Annotated in this window: 15 protein-coding genes, 1 tRNA gene and 1 pseudogene; 10 read left to right on the plus strand and 7 right to left on the minus strand. The window is 64.2% G+C overall.

The genetic code is table 11. From position 1 onward, the window contains the following. From proB to rplU, 4 genes and pseudogenes are all read right to left on the minus strand, one after another. Window positions 1–1,104, minus strand: a pseudogene (proB, locus tag MXAZACID_RS08735) (glutamate 5-kinase); the annotation flags it as partial. Beyond that, window positions 1,101–2,114, minus strand: a complete 1,014-nt coding sequence (obgE, locus tag MXAZACID_RS08740; RefSeq protein WP_008493906.1) for a GTPase ObgE — start codon at window positions 2,112–2,114, stop codon at window positions 1,101–1,103. The pseudogene proB and the gene obgE, both read right to left, overlap by 4 nt. Window positions 2,115–2,204: 90 nt before the next feature. Continuing rightward, the gene (gene rpmA / locus MXAZACID_RS08745) at window positions 2,205–2,474 is read right to left on the minus strand and encodes a 50S ribosomal protein L27 (RefSeq protein ID WP_008493907.1); all 270 of its coding nucleotides are present in this window, start codon (window positions 2,472–2,474) and stop codon (window positions 2,205–2,207) included. Window positions 2,475–2,488: 14 nt separating this feature from the next. Next, a complete protein-coding gene (gene rplU / locus MXAZACID_RS08750) occupies window positions 2,489–2,803 on the minus strand; it encodes a 50S ribosomal protein L21 (RefSeq protein ID WP_008493908.1) in 315 nt (104 codons plus the stop codon). Window positions 2,804–2,993: 190 nt separating this feature from the next. Here rplU and MXAZACID_RS08755 point away from each other — a divergent pair. From MXAZACID_RS08755 to MXAZACID_RS08775, 5 genes are all read left to right on the plus strand, one after another. Next, window positions 2,994–3,080: transfer RNA gene (locus MXAZACID_RS08755), tRNA-Ser, on the plus strand. A 423-nt stretch (window positions 3,081–3,503) separates the two neighbouring features. Beyond that, window positions 3,504–4,727, plus strand: a complete 1,224-nt coding sequence (locus MXAZACID_RS08760) for a toxic anion resistance protein (protein ID WP_168118413.1) — start codon at window positions 3,504–3,506, stop codon at window positions 4,725–4,727. Beyond that, window positions 4,724–5,101 (plus strand): hypothetical protein, encoded by a 378-nt coding sequence (locus MXAZACID_RS08765; protein WP_008493910.1) that lies wholly within the window; start codon window positions 4,724–4,726, stop codon window positions 5,099–5,101. The genes MXAZACID_RS08760 and MXAZACID_RS08765 overlap by 4 nt, the downstream gene beginning before the upstream one ends. After that, window positions 5,101–6,036 (plus strand): heavy metal-binding domain-containing protein, encoded by a 936-nt coding sequence (locus MXAZACID_RS08770; RefSeq protein ID WP_008493911.1) that lies wholly within the window; start codon window positions 5,101–5,103, stop codon window positions 6,034–6,036. Before MXAZACID_RS08765 ends, MXAZACID_RS08770 begins: the two co-directional genes overlap by 1 nt. Before the next feature lie 3 nt (window positions 6,037–6,039). Then, on the plus strand, window positions 6,040–6,855 hold the full coding sequence (locus MXAZACID_RS08775) for a heavy metal-binding domain-containing protein (protein WP_008493913.1): 816 nt from the start codon (window positions 6,040–6,042) through the stop codon (window positions 6,853–6,855). A 173-nt stretch (window positions 6,856–7,028) separates the two neighbouring features. Here the strand turns inward: MXAZACID_RS08775 and MXAZACID_RS08780 are convergent, their stop codons facing one another. Beyond that, window positions 7,029–7,928, minus strand: a complete 900-nt coding sequence (locus tag MXAZACID_RS08780; RefSeq protein ID WP_008493914.1) for an AraC family transcriptional regulator — start codon at window positions 7,926–7,928, stop codon at window positions 7,029–7,031. Window positions 7,929–8,098: 170 nt separating this feature from the next. Here MXAZACID_RS08780 and MXAZACID_RS08785 point away from each other — a divergent pair, with 170 nt between their 5' ends. Further along, window positions 8,099–9,049 carry an aldo/keto reductase gene (locus tag MXAZACID_RS08785; RefSeq protein ID WP_240376602.1) on the plus strand — a complete coding sequence of 317 codons (951 nt, stop codon included), beginning with the start codon at window positions 8,099–8,101 and terminating at the stop codon, window positions 9,047–9,049. Window positions 9,050–9,082: 33 nt separating this feature from the next. Here the strand turns inward: MXAZACID_RS08785 and MXAZACID_RS08790 are convergent, their stop codons facing one another. Next, window positions 9,083–9,985 carry a LysR family transcriptional regulator gene (locus MXAZACID_RS08790; RefSeq protein ID WP_039885135.1) on the minus strand — a complete coding sequence of 301 codons (903 nt, stop codon included), beginning with the start codon at window positions 9,983–9,985 and terminating at the stop codon, window positions 9,083–9,085. 89 nt (window positions 9,986–10,074) lie between these two features. Between MXAZACID_RS08790 and MXAZACID_RS08795 the strand changes: the two genes are divergently transcribed. Further along, window positions 10,075–11,259, plus strand: a complete 1,185-nt coding sequence (locus tag MXAZACID_RS08795) for an alpha/beta fold hydrolase (RefSeq protein WP_083878621.1) — start codon at window positions 10,075–10,077, stop codon at window positions 11,257–11,259. A 36-nt stretch (window positions 11,260–11,295) separates the two neighbouring features. Here the strand turns inward: MXAZACID_RS08795 and MXAZACID_RS08800 are convergent, their stop codons facing one another. Continuing rightward, complete coding sequence (locus MXAZACID_RS08800) at window positions 11,296–12,198, minus strand: EamA family transporter (protein ID WP_008493918.1); 903 nt, start codon at window positions 12,196–12,198, stop codon at window positions 11,296–11,298. A 411-nt stretch (window positions 12,199–12,609) separates the two neighbouring features. Here MXAZACID_RS08800 and MXAZACID_RS08810 point away from each other — a divergent pair, with 411 nt between their 5' ends. The 3 genes from MXAZACID_RS08810 to MXAZACID_RS19295 all read left to right on the plus strand — a co-directional run. After that, window positions 12,610–14,547 carry a type VI secretion system Vgr family protein gene (locus tag MXAZACID_RS08810; RefSeq protein ID WP_168118414.1) on the plus strand — a complete coding sequence of 646 codons (1,938 nt, stop codon included), beginning with the start codon at window positions 12,610–12,612 and terminating at the stop codon, window positions 14,545–14,547. Window positions 14,548–14,566: 19 nt separating this feature from the next. Next, entirely contained in the window at window positions 14,567–15,160 is a 594-nt protein-coding gene (locus MXAZACID_RS08815) for a hypothetical protein (RefSeq protein ID WP_008493921.1), read from the plus strand. Further along, window positions 15,157–15,982, plus strand: an 826-nt coding sequence (locus MXAZACID_RS19295) for a type VI secretion system-associated FHA domain protein (protein WP_008493922.1), incomplete at its 3' end; no start/stop codon positions are given. The genes MXAZACID_RS08815 and MXAZACID_RS19295, both read left to right, overlap by 4 nt.

The following is a 15,982-nucleotide window of genomic DNA, read 5'->3' on the forward strand; positions in this document are numbered from 1 at the left end:
CCAGATCATCGCGGTGGATGACCTCATCGCGCCCCGAAACCCCAGCAGCCCCTCGAAATCCTCGGAACGATGGCCGGCGATGCGCGCCGCGTCCTGGCTGGAATAGGCGGTGAGGCCGCGGGCGATGCGGGTGCCATCCAGCGCCAGCACGTCCACCGGATCGCCACGCTCAAAGGCGCCGTTGACCGCCCGGATGCCCGCCGGCAGCAGCGAGGAGCCCTTGGCCAAAGCGCGGGCAGCGCCGTCATCGATGGTCAGCGTGCCCGCCGGGGCGAGGTGGCCGGCGATCCAGCTCTTGCGGGCGGAGCGGCCTTCCGGGGCGGGCAGGAACCAGGTGCATTTCGCCCCGGCGGCGACGGCGGCGATCGGGTTCTCGCGATTGCCGATGGCAATCGCCATGGCGCAGCCGGCCTGGGTGGCGATCTGCCCGGCGACCAGCTTGGTGCGCATGCCGCCGGAGGAATAGCCCGGCGGCGGCTCACCGCCCATGGCCATGATCTCGGGCGTCAGCGTCTCCACCACCGGGATATGGGCGGCCTCCGGGTCCTTGCGGGGGTCGGCGGTGTAGAGCCCGTCAATGTCCGAGAGCAGCAGCAGCGCGTCGGCCTGCACCATCTCTGCGACGCGCGCGGCCAGCCGGTCATTATCGCCATAGCGGATCTCGGCGGTGGCCACCGAGTCGTTCTCATTGATCACCGGCACGCAGCCCAGCGAGAGCAGGGTGGCGAGGGTGGCGCGGGCATTGAGGTAATGGCGGCGGTTTTCGGTGTCGCTCAAAGTGATCAGCAGCTGCGCGGCGGTGAGGTTTTTCTCCGCCAGGATTTGCGCCCAGGCCTGGGCCAGGCGGATCTGGCCGACGGCGGCGGCGGCCTGCTTCTCATCCAGCCGCAGCTTGGCGCCGCTGAGGCCAAGCTGCCGGCGGGCGAGCGCGATGGCGCCGGAGGAGACGACGATCACCTCCGCCCCATGCGCCATCAGCGCGGCGATATCCGCCGCCACGCCACGCAGCCAGGCCTCGCGCGGGCCGGCGGTTTCGGGGTCGACGATCAGCGCCGAGCCGATCTTGATGACGATGCGCTTGGCGGATTTCAGCGAGGGGATCATGCCCCGGCGCGCTCCGCCTTGGCCTCGTTGATGACATCCTGCAGGGCGCGCAGCACCTCGCGCACGCCCTCGCCGGTGACGGCGCAGATGCTCATCACCTTCGCGCCAGAGGCTTTCGCCAAAGCGGATTTGCGGGAGGAGAGCTCGCGCGGGCTCATCGCGTCGGTCTTGTTCAGCACGATGATCTCTGGCTTCTCGCTCAGCCCGCCGCCATAGGCTTCCAGCTCGCCGCGGATGGTGCGCCAGGCATCCACCACGCCGCCGGCCGCGCCATCGATGAGGTGCAGCAGCACCGCGCAACGCTCGACATGGCCAAGAAAGCGGTCACCGAGCCCGATGCCTTCATGCGCGCCCTCGATGAGGCCGGGAATGTCCGCCAGCACGAATTCCTCGGACATGTTCAGCCGCACCACGCCGAGCTGCGGGTGCAAGGTGGTGAAGGGATAATCCGCGATTTTGGGGTTGGCGCCGGAGACCGCCTTCAGGAAGGTGGATTTGCCGGCATTCGGCAGCCCGACCAGCCCGGCATCGGCGATGAGCTTCAGGCGCAGCCAGACCCAGCGCTCCTCGCCCGGCCAGCCTTTGTCGGACCGGCGCGGGGCGCGGTTGGTGGAGGTTTTGAAGCGGGCATTGCCGAAGCCGCCATCGCCGCCTTTCAGCAGCACGATGCGCATGCCCGGCTTGTCGAGATCCGCCAGCATGGTCTCGCGCTCATCATCGAAAATCTGGGTGCCGACCGGAACCTTGATGACGAGCTGCGGGGCGCCGGCGCCGGTCTTGTCCGACCCGGCGCCATTGCCGCCTTTTTTCGCCTTGAAATGCTGGGTGTAGCGGAAATCGATCAGCGTGTTCAGGTTTTCGACAGACTCGAAGATGATGTCCCCGCCCTTGCCGCCATCGCCGCCATCCGGGCCGCCGAATTCCACATATTTCTCGCGCCGGAAGGCGGTGACGCCATCGCCGCCATCGCCGGATTTGAGGAAAATTTTCGCCTGGTCGAGGAACTTCATCGGGGGAACTCAGTCTTAAAAAAGGGGCGGCCTGGGCATAAAAAAAGCCGGCTCGCGCCGGCTTTTTCGGGTGGGCGCGGGCCCAAAAACTTACTCGGCGGCCTGGGCCACCGGCTCCACGGAGACGTGCACGCGGTCATCAGCCTTGCGGGTGAAGACAACCTTGCCGTCCGCCAGAGCGAACAGGGTGTGGTCACGGCCGACGCCGACATTCAGGCCGGGCTTCACCTTGGTGCCGCGCTGACGGACCAGGATGTTGCCGGCGATGACGGCCTGGCCGCCAGCCTTCTTGAGGCCGAGGCGGCGGCCTTCGGTATCGCGACCGTTGCGGGACGAGCCGCCAGCTTTCTTATGTGCCATTGGTGAGTGCTCCTTTAAGCCGCGTTGATGCCGGAGATGCGCAGCACGGTGACGTGCTGGCGATGACCGTTCTTACGGCGGCTGTTCTGCCGGCGGCGCTTCTTGAAAATCAGGACCTTATCCAGGCGATCCTGGGCGATGACGGTGGCGGTAACCGAAGCGCCGGCGACCACGGGGGCCCCAAGCTTCAGGCTGCCTTCGCCGCCGACGGCGAGGACATCAGTGAAGGTAACCGTGCTGCCGGCTTCCGCCTCCAGCTTCTCAACCTTCAGCACCGCGTCTGGCGTGACGCGGTATTGTTTGCCGCCGGTGCGGATGACTGCGAACATGGTATAATCCAATCAGGTGTCGACTCAAAACCTAGAGCGCGCCCAGGAGACCCCAGCCGCGACGAGTGGCGCGTTATAGCCGGGCCAAGGGCGCTGTCAATGCTGATTCTGCTTCCGGCACGGTTTGGTTTTTTGCAAGCCTGTTGCGGTGCGCCCCACCCTTGCCTATAAGCCCCCAGCCGAGACCCACGGAGAGGTGCCAGAGTGGCCGATTGGGGCAGTCTCGAAAACTGTTGTACGTGCAAGCGTACCGTGGGTTCGAATCCCACCCTCTCCGCCGCAGACCGTTTAACCGTTTGATTTGCTTAAATTATCTCGATTTCCCAGGGCTTTTGGCCGCCGACTGTAGCACCGAACTGTTACGCCAGAGGTCATGGAAAAGATGCCGGAACACCATGGCGGCATTGTCATTCCAACCGCCGACCAGACAGAGCCCCAAAGGCTGACCCTGCCGCCAAAATTCAGGAAGGTGACCCTTCCCGGAGGGATCTTTTGGGACGCAAATGGGTTTGCGAATATTGCGGTTTCAGGGATGCAAGGCTTGGCGGCGTTGTTACCTCTTCCGATGAGGAGGGGGTCGCGAGCCGGAGGCGCAAGCTGCTAGAGCCGCTTGGCCCAAATGAGCGTCGCGGCTTTTTGTCATTCCGAATTGCGGCCGACGTCGGTCGTGATAGCATGCTTGCAGCACTGGAGATGCAGCATGCCTGAAACGCCATCCTCGCCGCTCGACCTGTCATTGTTCGATACGGGGCCTATGTCTCTTCCCGCCGGGGAGCCTGCACCGTCCCTCCCGGCGCCCTTGCCCGAGGCGTTGGCGCCCCTACCACCGGCGCCGCGTCTGGTGGAGGTTGCGAATCTGCCGTCTGAGGAGTTTGCCGCCGCCCAGGCTCAGGCCGCCAAGATCGACTTCGCGTCCTCCACCTCGCTGATGGCCCATGGCGAGGGCGCGCTGTCAGGCATCGCGGCGTCATCCCGGCAGCTGCTCTCGGGCGTGCGGCTGGGCGATGCCGGTGAGGCCGGGCAGATTGCCGCCGCCGTGCTTGATGGCATCAAGATCCTGCGCATTTCGGACCTTCAGGCGGAAGCGGCGGCCGGCGTGCAGCGCCCTGGCCTGTTCGGCAAACTGCTCGGCGGCATCGCCCAGGCGCGCAGCGCCTTCCAGGGCTTTGCCGAAAGCCGCAAGCAGTTCCTCACCCTCATGGACCAGGAGCAGGCCAAGGCGCGCAAGACCAAGGCCGATCTCGCCGTGTCCATCCAGCTGCTGGACCAGCAGGCGGGGTCCATCCGGGAGGGGCTGTATAACCTCAAAATTGGCATCGCCGCCGGGCAGATCGCGCTGGATCGCGCCGAAGCGGAGTTGGAAGCGAAGCGCCTGCGCGCGATCGAAACACAGGAGGCCGCGGATGCCGCCGAGGTTCAGGCCTTCCGGTCGGGGATCGCGAATTTCCGCGCCAAGCTTGCCGACATGCGCGAGGCGCTGGTGGGCAGCGCCATGCTCATCCCCATCATCGCCCAGAACCGCGCCGCCGCCGAAACCCGGATGCTGAAGATTTCCAACGGCATGCTGGTGGTCATCCCGCGGCTGATGGCGGTGGCCAGCCAGGCGGTGGTGCAGGTGGAAATCCGCAACGCCGCCGATGCCGCCGCCAAGCTGGATGAGGCCAATCGGCAGATCACGCTGCTGGCCGCCAAGGGCGCGCATGACGCCGCCGTCACCGCCGCCCAGTCGCGCGGCGGCGATCCACGCAATATCGATGTGCTGGCCCAGGTGGCGGATGAAACCATCCGGACCATGAACGAGGTGATCGACATCGAGCGCGAGGCGGCGGCGCAAGAGGCCGCGCGGGAGCAGAAGCTGGCCGAGATCCGCGCCAAGCTGGTGATCGGCATGCAGGGGGTGAATGCGCGGGTGTTGGAGACATGAGCGAGAATTTCGACCTCCAGGCGGCATGGCTGCGGCGCTTTTCCGCCGATGCCGCCTCCCATCTCGGCGCCTTCGCCCATCGCCTGGCCGAGGCGCTGCCCGGGCAGGTCACGATCCATGAGAAGAAGGGGCTGTTTGCCAGGTCCGGCACCGTCACCGGTGTCACGCTGGAGCTGGGCGAGAGCCGTTACAAGCTGGAGATCGTCAACGGCCATCTGGTCGCCAGCATCGCCATGGTGGTGCGCGGCATTACGCTGAACACCAAGACCATCGATGCCGCCGAATGGTTCGCCCGGCTGCGGGCCGAAACCGAGAAAGCCTCGGCCCATGCCCAGGCGCTCAGCGCCTCCCTGCAAGCCTTCATGGTGTCCTGATGGGGCTGTTCGATTTCATCAAGGGCAAGACGGCGGACCAGAAACTGGCCGAGGCGCAGAGTGCCCGCCGCCAGGCGGACATTCTCAACAGCGTGCAGACCGGGCGGATTCCGCGCGACACGCTTGCCCGCCTCACCGAGACCGCCGAAGGCCGTAAGCCCTGGATGGCGACGCTGACGCCGGCTGAGCTGCGGCTGGCGCGCTCCCACGGGCTGAAGCCCATCGCCGCCATCTCCGCCACCTGCTGGCTGCATTATGGCTGGTCCTGGACGCTGGGCCACGCGCAGGGCTGGGAGACGGCGCTGAAACGCCTGGCGGATGAGGCGCGCGCCTGCGGCGCCAATGCGGTGCTGGATGTGAAGATGCGCACCATCCCGCTGGATGTGGACAGCTCCATGGATTTCTCCCTGACGGGGACGGCGGTAAAACTGGAAGGCCTGCCGCCCTCTAACGATCCGGTCATCGCCACCGTCCCGGCGCTGGAATTCGTGAAGCTGTTGGAGGCCGATGTCGTGCCGACAGGCATTGCCATCGGCGCCCATTACGAATGGCTGCGTGACTGGCGCGGTTACGCCGCCAATCCCAGCTTGTGGTTCAATGTCGAAGCCAGCCAGCTTTCCGGCTTGTGGGAGATTGTGCGCCGCAAGGCGCACGCCAATCTGCGCGAGACGGCGCGGCCACGGGGGAATGGTGTGCTCGCCCATGTCAATTTCTCCCAGATGTTTGAGGTGGAGCGCGACTATGGCCAGCAAAAAATCAAGGAATATCTCGCCCGGCATATTGTGGTGGCGACCACGGTGGATGCCCGCCGCGGCACCAAGTTGCCGCATGATGTCGTGATGATGGTGGATATGCGCGACGGCCTCTCGCCCCTGACCGGCACTGCCGCGCACCATCAATCCTACGCCACGAACCAGACTGACGGAGCCATCTGAATCATGACCTTGAATTTGCCTTTGCACGCGCAGGAACGCCTGAAAGGGCTACGCTCCTCGGCCCATTCCACCGGCGTTTTCACATCCGATTTCTCGGTCAATGAGTTTCTGCTGGTCCGCAAGGCGGGTTTCGAGCCGATTGGCCTTTGCGTGGGCTCCTGCGTTTACCATGTCGGCGTTCAATATTCCTCCTGGGGCAAGAACCAGGAGATGGAGGTGCTCTCCAAGGCCATGTACCATGCCCGTGAACTGGCCATGAGCCGGATGCGCGCCGAGGCCGCCGCCATGGGGGCCGATGGCATTGTGGGGGTGAAGCTGACCATCAAGCGGCTGGAATGGGATGAGCATCTTCTTGAGTTCATCGCCATCGGCACCGGGGTTGTGCATGGCGAGGGCCATAAGGGCTTTCGCGCTCATGATAACGGGCCGTTCACCTCGGATCTCTCAGGCCAGGATTTCTGGTCGCTGCTGCATGCGGGCTACCGGCCGGTGGAAATGGTGATGGGCTCCTGCGTCTATCACGTGGCGCATCGCGGCGTGCTCTCCGGCCTTGGCGCGGTGGGGCGGAATGTTGAGCTGGAGAACTTCACCGCCGCGCTCTACGAAGCCCGCGAAATCGCCGTCGAGCGCATGCAGCATGAGGCCGCTTCGGCGAAGGCGGAGGGTGTCGTGGGTGTCGATATTCATGAAGGCAGCCACAACTGGCAACCGCATGTCATCGAATTCTTCGCCATTGGTACGGCGGTGGTGCCGCTGGCGGCCGAAATCGCCCCGGAGAAAATCCCCGACCCGATGATGGTGCTTTCCGTCAACGATTAGAGTATATGCCGAGAAAAGCGCGTAGGAATGATAATCGTCGCATGACTGCGAACCCGGAGGGTCGCCTTTACGGGCAATTGGCTCCGTTCGTCGGTTGGCCTATTCCTCTCATAGGCGAGGTTATGCTGCCTGAAGACTTTGGTGAGATCTTGAGGCGTATAGTTACGTTGAACTCAGACCATCACTGCCAGGCCCGGCGAAGCGCGCAAGCGGGCTATGTCGCGTGCCGGGGGCTCTCCAAAATGGCGGCGATATTCGCGGCTGAACTGCGTCGGGCTTTCATATCCCACGCGGTAGGCGACGGTCGTTACGTCCAGGTCCTGGACCAGCATCAGGCTGCGCGCATCTTGCAGCCTGAGTTGCTTCTGGAATTGCAGCGGCGTTATCGCCGTCACGGCGCGGAAATGCTCATGCAGACTGGAGGGACTCATGCCGACTTCCGCGGCGAGCCTCTCGATGCTGAACCGTTCGCGGAAATTCTTGCCGATCCAGGCGATCGCCCGGCCAATCTCGGCCACGCGGCCCTGGCTGGCGGTGATGTGGCGCATCCGCGCGCCATCTGGCCCCGCGAGCAGGCGATATAGAATTTCCTGCTCGGCAAGCGGCCCGAGCACGGGCAGTGCGGCCGGATCGTCCAAAAGGCGCAGCAGGCGGAGGGCCGCGTCGAGCAGGGACGCGCTGGCGTCGGAAACGGTCTTGCCCGTCGGCACCGAAGCGGCGCCGGGCGGCAGCGGCACACGCAGGGTCAGGTTTCCCAGCATCACCGGATCGAAATCGAGATACAGGCAGAGATAGGGCTTGTCCGGTCTCGCCTCCACCACATGGCCGAGCGCTGGCAGATCGTAGGTCACGATCCCATAGCGCCCCGGACTATATCGGAATAGGTGCTCGCCCATCGTGACGTCTTTGCGCCCCTGCGCCACAAGACATAGTTGCGGCCGGTAGACATTCGGCATCGGCATCGTCACCGTGGAGGAGCGAACGAGTGTCAGGCGCTCCATCGCGGTCGCCTGGAACCCGTCCTGCGAGGTGTGGCGTGCAATGACAGCCGCGATATCAGCCAGCGCTTCCATGGGCTGAGCATCGCATGCACATGCGAGAGCGACAATGCGGAGCCCGGCTTCTGGAGGATTGGGCAAGAAACTCGGCGCATCAGGCTAACCGCTCAGCATCATCACACCTCAAACTATGAGAATCGCCCAAGGGACGGCCGTTTGGGCGCGGATAAATTGGAGCCTGCATGATGAGTGACAAGATAAGCCCACCCGCCGTCGCGCTCGGGACCTGGGCCTGGGGCGATAGCGGCGAGGCCGGGGACGGCTATTTCGGCAGCAGCCTCGCGCTGGACGGTCTGGAGGAATTGGTCGCGAAGGCGTATGCGTGCGGTTTCACCTTCTGGGATACTGCCCGCGTCTACGGCATGGGCCGTGCGGAAACCCGTCTCGGACAGGTTTTGATGCGCTTCCCCCGCGGCGACTATCAGCTCTCTACGAAGTTTACGCCGCAGGCGGCGGGACGCGGTGACGACCCGGTGGCGGAGATGCTGGAGCAGAGCCTGGCCAGCTTGAATACCGATATAATCGACCTCTATTGGATTCATAATCCTGCCGACGTCATGCAGTGGACGCCGCACCTGATTCCTTTGCTGAAGAGTGGAAAGGTCAAACATGTTGGCGTCTCGAATCACAGTTTGGACGATCTAAAGCGCGCCGATCAGATCCTCGGCGAGGCTGGATTCCGGGTCGGAGCCATCCAGAACCATTACAGCCTGCTCTATCGCAACCCCGAACATGCCGGCATCCTGGCGCATTCTCGTACCCTCGGCATTCCCTTCTTTGCCTACATGGTGCTGGAACAGGGCGCCTTGACCGGCCGATATGGTCCGGCGAACCCGCTGCCAACAGGCAGCAGGCGGGCGGAAATTTATAATGGCATGCTGTCTCGGGTGGAAGCGCTGACGAATAAGCTCACCTCCATCGGCAAGACGCATAATGCAGTGGCCGCCGAAATCGCGGTCGCCTGGGCCATCGCCAAGGGGGCCGTTCCGATCATTGGCGTAACCAAGCCTCAGCATGTCGGGGGCCTGGTCAGAGCCCGCGACATTGCGCTTACCGGTGAGGAGATCGCAGATCTGGAGGCCGTGGCCGACGCTGCCCAAGTGAACACACGAGGCTGGTGGGAAAAGGAAATGTGATGAGCAGCCCTGCTGCAGAAGAATTCTTCGCACTCACATCCATGAAGCGTTTTTGCCAAACCAATCGGCGAGAAACGCAATCAGCCGGCGCAGCTTTGCGGGGACGAGCGATGCTGATGGATAGACGACATGAATATCAAGGCTTTCGGTCGTGTAGTCCGGCAAGAGCTGCTCCAGCCGGTTCGTCTGGAGATATTCGGAAAAGACGAAAGCCGGCCCATAAACAATGCCCGCTCCCGCGAGAGCGGCGTTCAAAAGAATATCCATGTTATCCGCGGCAATCTTTGCCGTCCCGGAAATCTTGCTGGTTATGCCGTTATGATCGGTAAAACACCAATCGCCAATCGTGGTGGCGCGGCTAAAGGCGAGGCGGTCAAAATTCCGCAAATCAGCAGGGTTTTGCGGGCGCCCTTTTTTGGCGATGTAAGAGGGCGAGGCGCAGGCTAGCATGTTTGTGCGCGCGAGTTTTCGCGCGACGAGGCTTGAATCCGCAAGGCTGCCGATCCGGATCGCCAGATCAAACCCGCCGGCGACAAGATCGGTGATCTGGTCGGTCAAACTCAGCTCAATTCTTAAGCCAGGATACTGCCCGATGAAGGCCGCCAGTGGCGCGCCCAAATGCCGCGGGCCAAAGCTGGCGGGGGCTGCGATACGCAACAGGCCACGCGGTTCGTCCTGTAGTTGCTGGGCGGCATTGTCGGCGTCTTCCAGGGATTCCAAAATCTTGCGGCTGCGATGGTAATAATCCTCGCCAGCCTCGGTCATATGCAGCTTTCGCGTCGTGCGGTGGAGGAGGCGCACCCCGAGCGCCGCCTCCAGGGCGGAAACATGCTTGCCCGCCATGGCCGGCGTCATCCCGAGTGCGCGCCCCGCCGCGGCCAAGCTCCCCTGCTCAACGGTCGCGACAAAAACTGAGAGGCTTAACAGCCGGTCCATGTTGATTCGATCACCTTATTATCGAGTGTAGCTCACCATAACGGGATTATCGTTTAAATGGGATACTCTTATCGTCCTGGCTAGATTTCATGCATAGAAAGGACATCGACATGCTGGTCTCCGCGAACGGTATCACGCTCCACGCCGAAACGGCGGGATATGGTGATTTGACGCTGGTATTTCTCCCCTATTTCGGCGGCACGGCGCGCAGCTGGGCGCCCGTCATTGAGGCGCTGCCTGGTTGGGTTCGCAGCATCGCGCTGGATCTGCGGGGGTGGGGCGGTTCAGACCGGCCGGATACAGGCTATGATATCGCGACATTGGCGGATGACGTGCAGGCCGCCATCTCAGCGTTAGGGTTGCGGCGTTACATCCTGGTCGGCCACTCCATGGGAGGAAAAATAGCCCAGCTGCTGGCCTCGCGCCGCCATGCGGGGCTTGAGGGGCTGGTGCTGGTGGCGCCTTCGCCCGCGCAAGGCAAAATACTTTCCGATGCCGAACGCGAAGGCATGGCGGGGGCGTATAATAGTGCCGAAGCCATCTCCTGGACGATCGATAACATCCTGGCTGGATCAAAGCTGAAGCCGGAATGGCGCGCGCAGATCATCGCCGACAGCTTAGGCGGCAGCGCCGCGGCGAAAGCATTCTGGCCGGCTTGCGCCATTGCCGAGGATGTCAGCGCCGAGCTGCAATCGATCAATGTCCCGGTTCTGGTTTTGGGCGGTGAATTGGACAAGGTGGACAGCATCGAGATGTTGCGGACAATCGTGCTTCCGGCATTGCCCGCCGCGAAATTGAAAATCATAGCCGGCGTCGGACATCTCATTCCTTATGAAGCGCCTGAAGCGTTGGCGCGGCTGCTTCGTGCTTATATTTCCGAATTGAAACTTGGCGAGCCGAAGCTGACCTTGCAGCCGGAAGATTTCGCCAGCAGGTTTGATCAGGCATTTTGTAGAGGAGACCTGGATGGGTTGATGGCGCTCTTTTGCCAGGATGCCATGATGCGCATGACTGACGGTACGCTCGTCAACGGCGCCACAGCCTTGCGTAAAGCCCTTGGCGACCTCATTGCAACGGCACCGAAGCTGCGTAACAGCATCCGCCGGATGATTGTAAATCAGAAGACCGCCTTGTTGCTGCTCGACTGGGAGCTGTGTGTCGCACAACCGGGTGGACAAGACATCGTCCAGCGAGGGACCGCGACGCAGATATTGGAGTGCTGTCCCGATGGACATTGGCGCTTACTGATTTCCAATCCTTTAGGGATTGCATGACCAGCCCACATATGAAATGGCGCGCTGATACGGAATTCAGAGCGGCCGGCGCCGGGCCATTCCCGCCTGCAGGCGCGGATAGAACACGCTCACCGCCAGGCCGCAAATGACCAGCAGGGCCGCGCCCAGCTTCCAGGCCGGCATCGGCTCGTGCAGCCATAAAACCGCGCTGCCCATGCCAAAAACCGGCACCAGCAGCGCCATCGGGGTAATGGTGGCCGAGGGGTAGCGGGCGAGCAGCATGCCCCAGCAGGCATAGCCGAACCAGCTATTGCCGACGGCTTGCCAGATCAGCGCCGCCCAGCCGCCCAGCGTGGCGTGGCTGACGGCATGAGCCATCGCCGCCGGGCCTTCGGTGAGCAGGGACAGGCCCAGCAGCGGCGGCGCCGAAAACAGGCTGCTCCAGGCCACGTAGGCGAGAAAATTATCCGGCCGTCCTTCGCGCGCGACGATATTGCCGCTGGCCCAGCAGCTGGCCGCCATCAGCACCAGGGCCAGGCCAAGAGGCGTGGTGTGGCCATTCACATGCGCCGCGATCACCAGAATGCCGGCGATGGCCAGCAGGCAGGCGACAATCTGAAAGCCGCGCAGCCGTTCGCCATTGCGCAGCATCGCCAGGAAGATGGTGATGAACACCTGCACCTGGATGACCAGCGAGGCCAGGCCGGGCGAGATATGCCCGCTCAGCGCCAGAAACAGCAACCCGAACTGGCCGGTGCCGATCAGCAGCCCGTAGGCGGCGAGGTTGCGCCAGCTGACATTGGGGCGGGGCAGCAGAAACACCAGCGGCAAGGCGGCGAGGGTGAAGCGCAGCCCGGCGAAGAGGAAGGGCGGAAACTGCTCCAGCCCCAGCCGCGCGACGACGAAATTGCTGCCCCAGATCGCCATCACCGCCAGGGCCAGCAGGGCATGCCGCAGGCTGAGTGTCGTATGGTGCATCCGCAATCCCCCCGTTGAAGCCGTTTTGCGCGTCGGCATGTGGATTTAGCGCAGGTTCGGCGGGCAGGGGGAATGGGACCGCGCGCAGGGCTCGCCTGCGCGCGGCGCGAGATCCTGATGTCAGGGACGCAGCTACCGCAAACGGAATTGCGGACGGCCTGGCGCCGCCGCGGGGCCGCGATGATGGCCAGCCTACGCCCGCGCGGGTCGTTCCGGCTTGCCGACAAATCCCCGCCCCCGGGCATGGTGATATCATAATGAAGGTGATAGCATCGCCCCGCTCAGCCTTGCGGCTGTGCAACATTTGGGGAAATGTTCGGAATCAGGCATTGCGGGCCAAGCCGGGCCCCGCGCGGCCGGGCTGGAGGCGGTCTCGCCGTTTCCGGGACGACAGGAACGGATGGGTGGGTCATGGGCGGAGAGTTAGATTTTTTAACGATCACGACGCCGTTGCCGGATGCGAGCTTCGGGATCGCCGCCGTCAATGGCAGCGAGCGCTTGAGCCGGCCCTTCCAATATACGGTCCAGCTGCATTCCGGCAGCGCGTTGCTGGATGCGAACAGCCTGCTCGACAAGGCGGTGACGGTGAGCATCGCGGCGCCGGATGGCGGCGCGGCCAGCCGCTACATCTCCGGCCTGGTCAACGCCGTGCGGCAATTGCCCTCGCAATCCACCACGCTGTGGCAATATGAAATCAGCGTCGTGCCGAAGCTCTGGTTTCTGAGCCAGACCATGGATTGCCGCTTCTATCAGAAGCAATCGGTGCTCGACATCGTCAAATATGTGCTGGGCAAATTCAGCGTCGCGGTCAGCGACAAGACCAGCGGCAGCTTTCCCGTGCGCGATTATGTGGTGCAGTTCAACGAATCCTATCTGCATTTCATCCAGCGGTTGATGGAAGATGCCGGGATTTTCTATTTTTTCACCCATAGCGAGGGCGCCCACACGATGGTGCTGGCCAACGCCAACACCGCCTTCGCGGATATTGCCGCGCCGCAGATCTATCTCGATGAGACCCATGGCGGGTTCGGTGTGCTGAATAGCTGGCACCGGATGGACCGCACGGTGATGGGCAGCGTGCGCCGGGATGATTACAACCCGGTGACGGATACGCTCGCCCCCGGCGCGATCACCGGCACCGAGAGCACGGTGCTGCAGGCCTCCGCCGCTTCGCAGCGCACCCATTATGGCTGGCCGGCGGTGCGCGATGCCACAAGCAACGCCAAAACCCTGGCCAAGACCCATATGCTGGCGGCGGAAGCCGGGGCGCAGCTTTATACCGGCTCCGGCCAGGTCGCGGATTTCATCGCCGGCGGCAAATTCACTTTGATGAACGACCCCGCCACGGGGGCCGGCACGGAATATGTTATCCAGTCGCTCGGGCTGCATGTGGTGGACAGCAAGGCCGGCGGCCAGGGCGGCCACCGCGCCTCGATTTCCGCCAGCATCGTCGCCTTCCCCTCCAAGACGACCTACCAGGACGAACCCGCCTATGCCGCGCCGGTGATGGCGGGGATGTACAGCGCCATCGTCATCGGGCCGAAGGGCGAGGAGATCTACACGGATGATCTCGGCCGCATCCAGGTGCAGTTCCCCTTCGACCATGAGGGCGACATCACCACCGATAAAACCCTCTGGGTGCGGGTGATGCAGGGCTGGTCCGGGAATAACTGGGGCAGCCAGTATATTCCGCGCATCGGCATGGAGGTGGTGGTCTCCTTCCTGGAAGGCGATGTGAACCGCCCGGTGGTGGTGGGCTGCCTGTTCAACGGCAATAACAAGCCGGTTTTCGCCGCTTCCGAGAAGAACAAGAGCGGCCTGCGCACGCGCTCCACCATGCAGGGCGGCACCGCGAATTTCAGCGAATTCTCCATCGACGATACCAAGGGCAGCGAGGCCGTGTATCTGCATGCGGAGAAGGACCTCAATATCGAGGTCGAGAACGACCGCAACGTCACCGTCACCAAGGACGAGACGGTGAAGATCGACGGCAAGAAGACCGACACGGTGAAGCAGGATTTCACCACCACCGTCTCCGAGGGCAATAAATCCACCACGGTGAGCCAGGGCAATGAATCGCTGGATGTCAGCGTCGGGACCATCACCCATAAGGCCGGGCAGTCGATCACGCTGAAGGTCGGGGGCAACTCGATCGTCATCGATACCAGCTCGATCACCCTCACCGTCGGCCCCAGCTCGGTGAAGCTCACCGCCTCCGAGGTGGATGTGAAGGGCATTCAGGTGAATGTCACCGGCCAGGCGCAGACGGCGGTGAAGGGGGCGATCGTGCAGGTCTCCGGGGATGGGATGCTGGAGCTCAAGGGCGGCATCACCATGATCAATTCGTGACGCGGGGAGGGCACATAAAATGAGTGCTGCGACGCAGAGCAAATTATCCGCCGCCGCCCTGCCGGTGGTGCTGCAGCGCGCGGATCTGCAGGGGCCGGCGCTGGCCAGCGTGGACGGGCTGGAGAGTGTGGAGGCGGTGGTTGCCGCGCTGGCCCAGGCGGGGTTCGGGATTGAGGCGACGCGGGTTCTGGCCCATGCCCTGCCCAAGCGCGAGGCGGTCTGGTGGGCCTGCATGTGCGCCCTGCACACTGCCCCGGCGGCGTTGCCGGAGCCGGACCGCAAGGCGCGCGAGCAGGCCGAGGGCTGGGTGCGCCAGCAGGGCATGACCCAGGCCCGGGCGGCGATGGATGAAGCCCGGCGCGCCGGCTTTCAAAGCCCCGAGGCCTGGGCCGGGGTGGCGGCATTCTGGAGCGGGGACTCGCTGGCACCGCCGGAGGCGCCGGCGGTAACGCCGCCGCCGCATCTCACCGGCATTGCGGTGGCGGGGGCGCTGGCCCTCGCCTCGGTGCGCGGCGATGCCGCCCGGCAGCCGCAGCGCCTGGCGATGTTCCTGCAATCCGCCCAGGATATCGCCGCCGGCGGTCCGGGCCGCCTGCCGCCGGAGGCGCCATGACCCTGACCCTTTCCATTCTGCGCTGCCCGGATGCGGTGCCGCCCGAGACCAAGCAGCTCTCCGGCGGGGAATTCCGCATCGGCCGGGGGGCTGATAATGACTGGATCATGCCGGATCCTGACCGGCTGCTCTCCAAGCGCCATTGCGTCATCGCCTTTCGCAATGGCGGCTGGGCGATTGCGGATATCAGCACCAACGGCACCTTTCTGAACCACGAGCCCGAGCCGATCGGCAATGGTCAGATCCGCGCGCTGCGCGACGGCGACCGGATCCGCTTCGGCGCCTATGAGATTGAGGCCAGGGTCGAGGACGGGCAGGGATTCGGGGCGTCCAGCTTCGGCAAGGCCAGCTCGCCCTTCGATGATCCGTTCGGTGGCGATGTGTTCGCGCCACCACCACCGCCGCCCGCCAACAGCTTCACCAGCGCCGCCTTCGGCCCGAATGACCCGCTCTTTGGCGGCCCGCCGCAGCCCCCGTCGGTGCAGATGCCCGACCGGTTCGACCCGCTGGCCGGGCCGGAGAGCGATTTCCTCGGCGCACCGACCCAGCCTGACCACACCCCCTCCTTCAGCGACGCCTTCCGCCCGCCCGCCGCCCGGCAGATGCTGCCGGAGGATGATGATTGGGACCTCTCGCCGCTGCCCGGCCAGCAGCCAGCCCGGCCGGCGGCACCTCCGGCCTTCACGCCGTCGCCCCAGGCGCCGGCGCCGGAGTCCTGGGCGTCCACCCCGTCCCCGTTCGAGGCAACGCCCCCTGCCGCGCCATTGCGCCGTCGCCCGTCGCGCGACCTTCCATGCCGCCGCCGCTGCCCCCGCGCCCGGC

This window comes from Acidocella sp. MX-AZ02 (assembly GCF_000306035.1).
In the GTDB taxonomy this organism is placed as follows: Bacteria; Pseudomonadota; Alphaproteobacteria; order Acetobacterales; family Acetobacteraceae; genus Acidocella; species Acidocella facilis.

What these genes read in the sequence shown, in the direction of transcription:
- obgE (WP_008493906.1), bottom strand. Translation starts at nt 2,114, where the DNA reads ATGAAGTTCCTCGACCAGGCGAAAATTTTCCTCAAATCCGGCGATGGC.
- rpmA (WP_008493907.1), bottom strand. Translation starts at nt 2,474, where the DNA reads ATGGCACATAAGAAAGCTGGCGGCTCGTCCCGCAACGGTCGCGATACC.
- rplU (WP_008493908.1), bottom strand. Translation starts at nt 2,803, where the DNA reads ATGTTCGCAGTCATCCGCACCGGCGGCAAACAATACCGCGTCACGCCA.
- MXAZACID_RS08760 (WP_168118413.1), top strand. Translation starts at nt 3,504, where the DNA reads ATGCCTGAAACGCCATCCTCGCCGCTCGACCTGTCATTGTTCGATACG.
- MXAZACID_RS08765 (WP_008493910.1), top strand. Translation starts at nt 4,724, where the DNA reads ATGAGCGAGAATTTCGACCTCCAGGCGGCATGGCTGCGGCGCTTTTCC.
- MXAZACID_RS08770 (WP_008493911.1), top strand. Translation starts at nt 5,101, where the DNA reads ATGGGGCTGTTCGATTTCATCAAGGGCAAGACGGCGGACCAGAAACTG.
- MXAZACID_RS08775 (WP_008493913.1), top strand. Translation starts at nt 6,040, where the DNA reads ATGACCTTGAATTTGCCTTTGCACGCGCAGGAACGCCTGAAAGGGCTA.
- MXAZACID_RS08780 (WP_008493914.1), bottom strand. Translation starts at nt 7,928, where the DNA reads ATGGAAGCGCTGGCTGATATCGCGGCTGTCATTGCACGCCACACCTCG.
- MXAZACID_RS08785 (WP_240376602.1), top strand. Translation starts at nt 8,099, where the DNA reads ATGAGTGACAAGATAAGCCCACCCGCCGTCGCGCTCGGGACCTGGGCC.
- MXAZACID_RS08790 (WP_039885135.1), bottom strand. Translation starts at nt 9,985, where the DNA reads ATGGACCGGCTGTTAAGCCTCTCAGTTTTTGTCGCGACCGTTGAGCAG.
- MXAZACID_RS08795 (WP_083878621.1), top strand. Translation starts at nt 10,075, where the DNA reads ATGCATAGAAAGGACATCGACATGCTGGTCTCCGCGAACGGTATCACG.
- MXAZACID_RS08800 (WP_008493918.1), bottom strand. Translation starts at nt 12,198, where the DNA reads ATGCACCATACGACACTCAGCCTGCGGCATGCCCTGCTGGCCCTGGCG.
- MXAZACID_RS08810 (WP_168118414.1), top strand. Translation starts at nt 12,610, where the DNA reads ATGGGCGGAGAGTTAGATTTTTTAACGATCACGACGCCGTTGCCGGAT.
- MXAZACID_RS08815 (WP_008493921.1), top strand. Translation starts at nt 14,567, where the DNA reads ATGAGTGCTGCGACGCAGAGCAAATTATCCGCCGCCGCCCTGCCGGTG.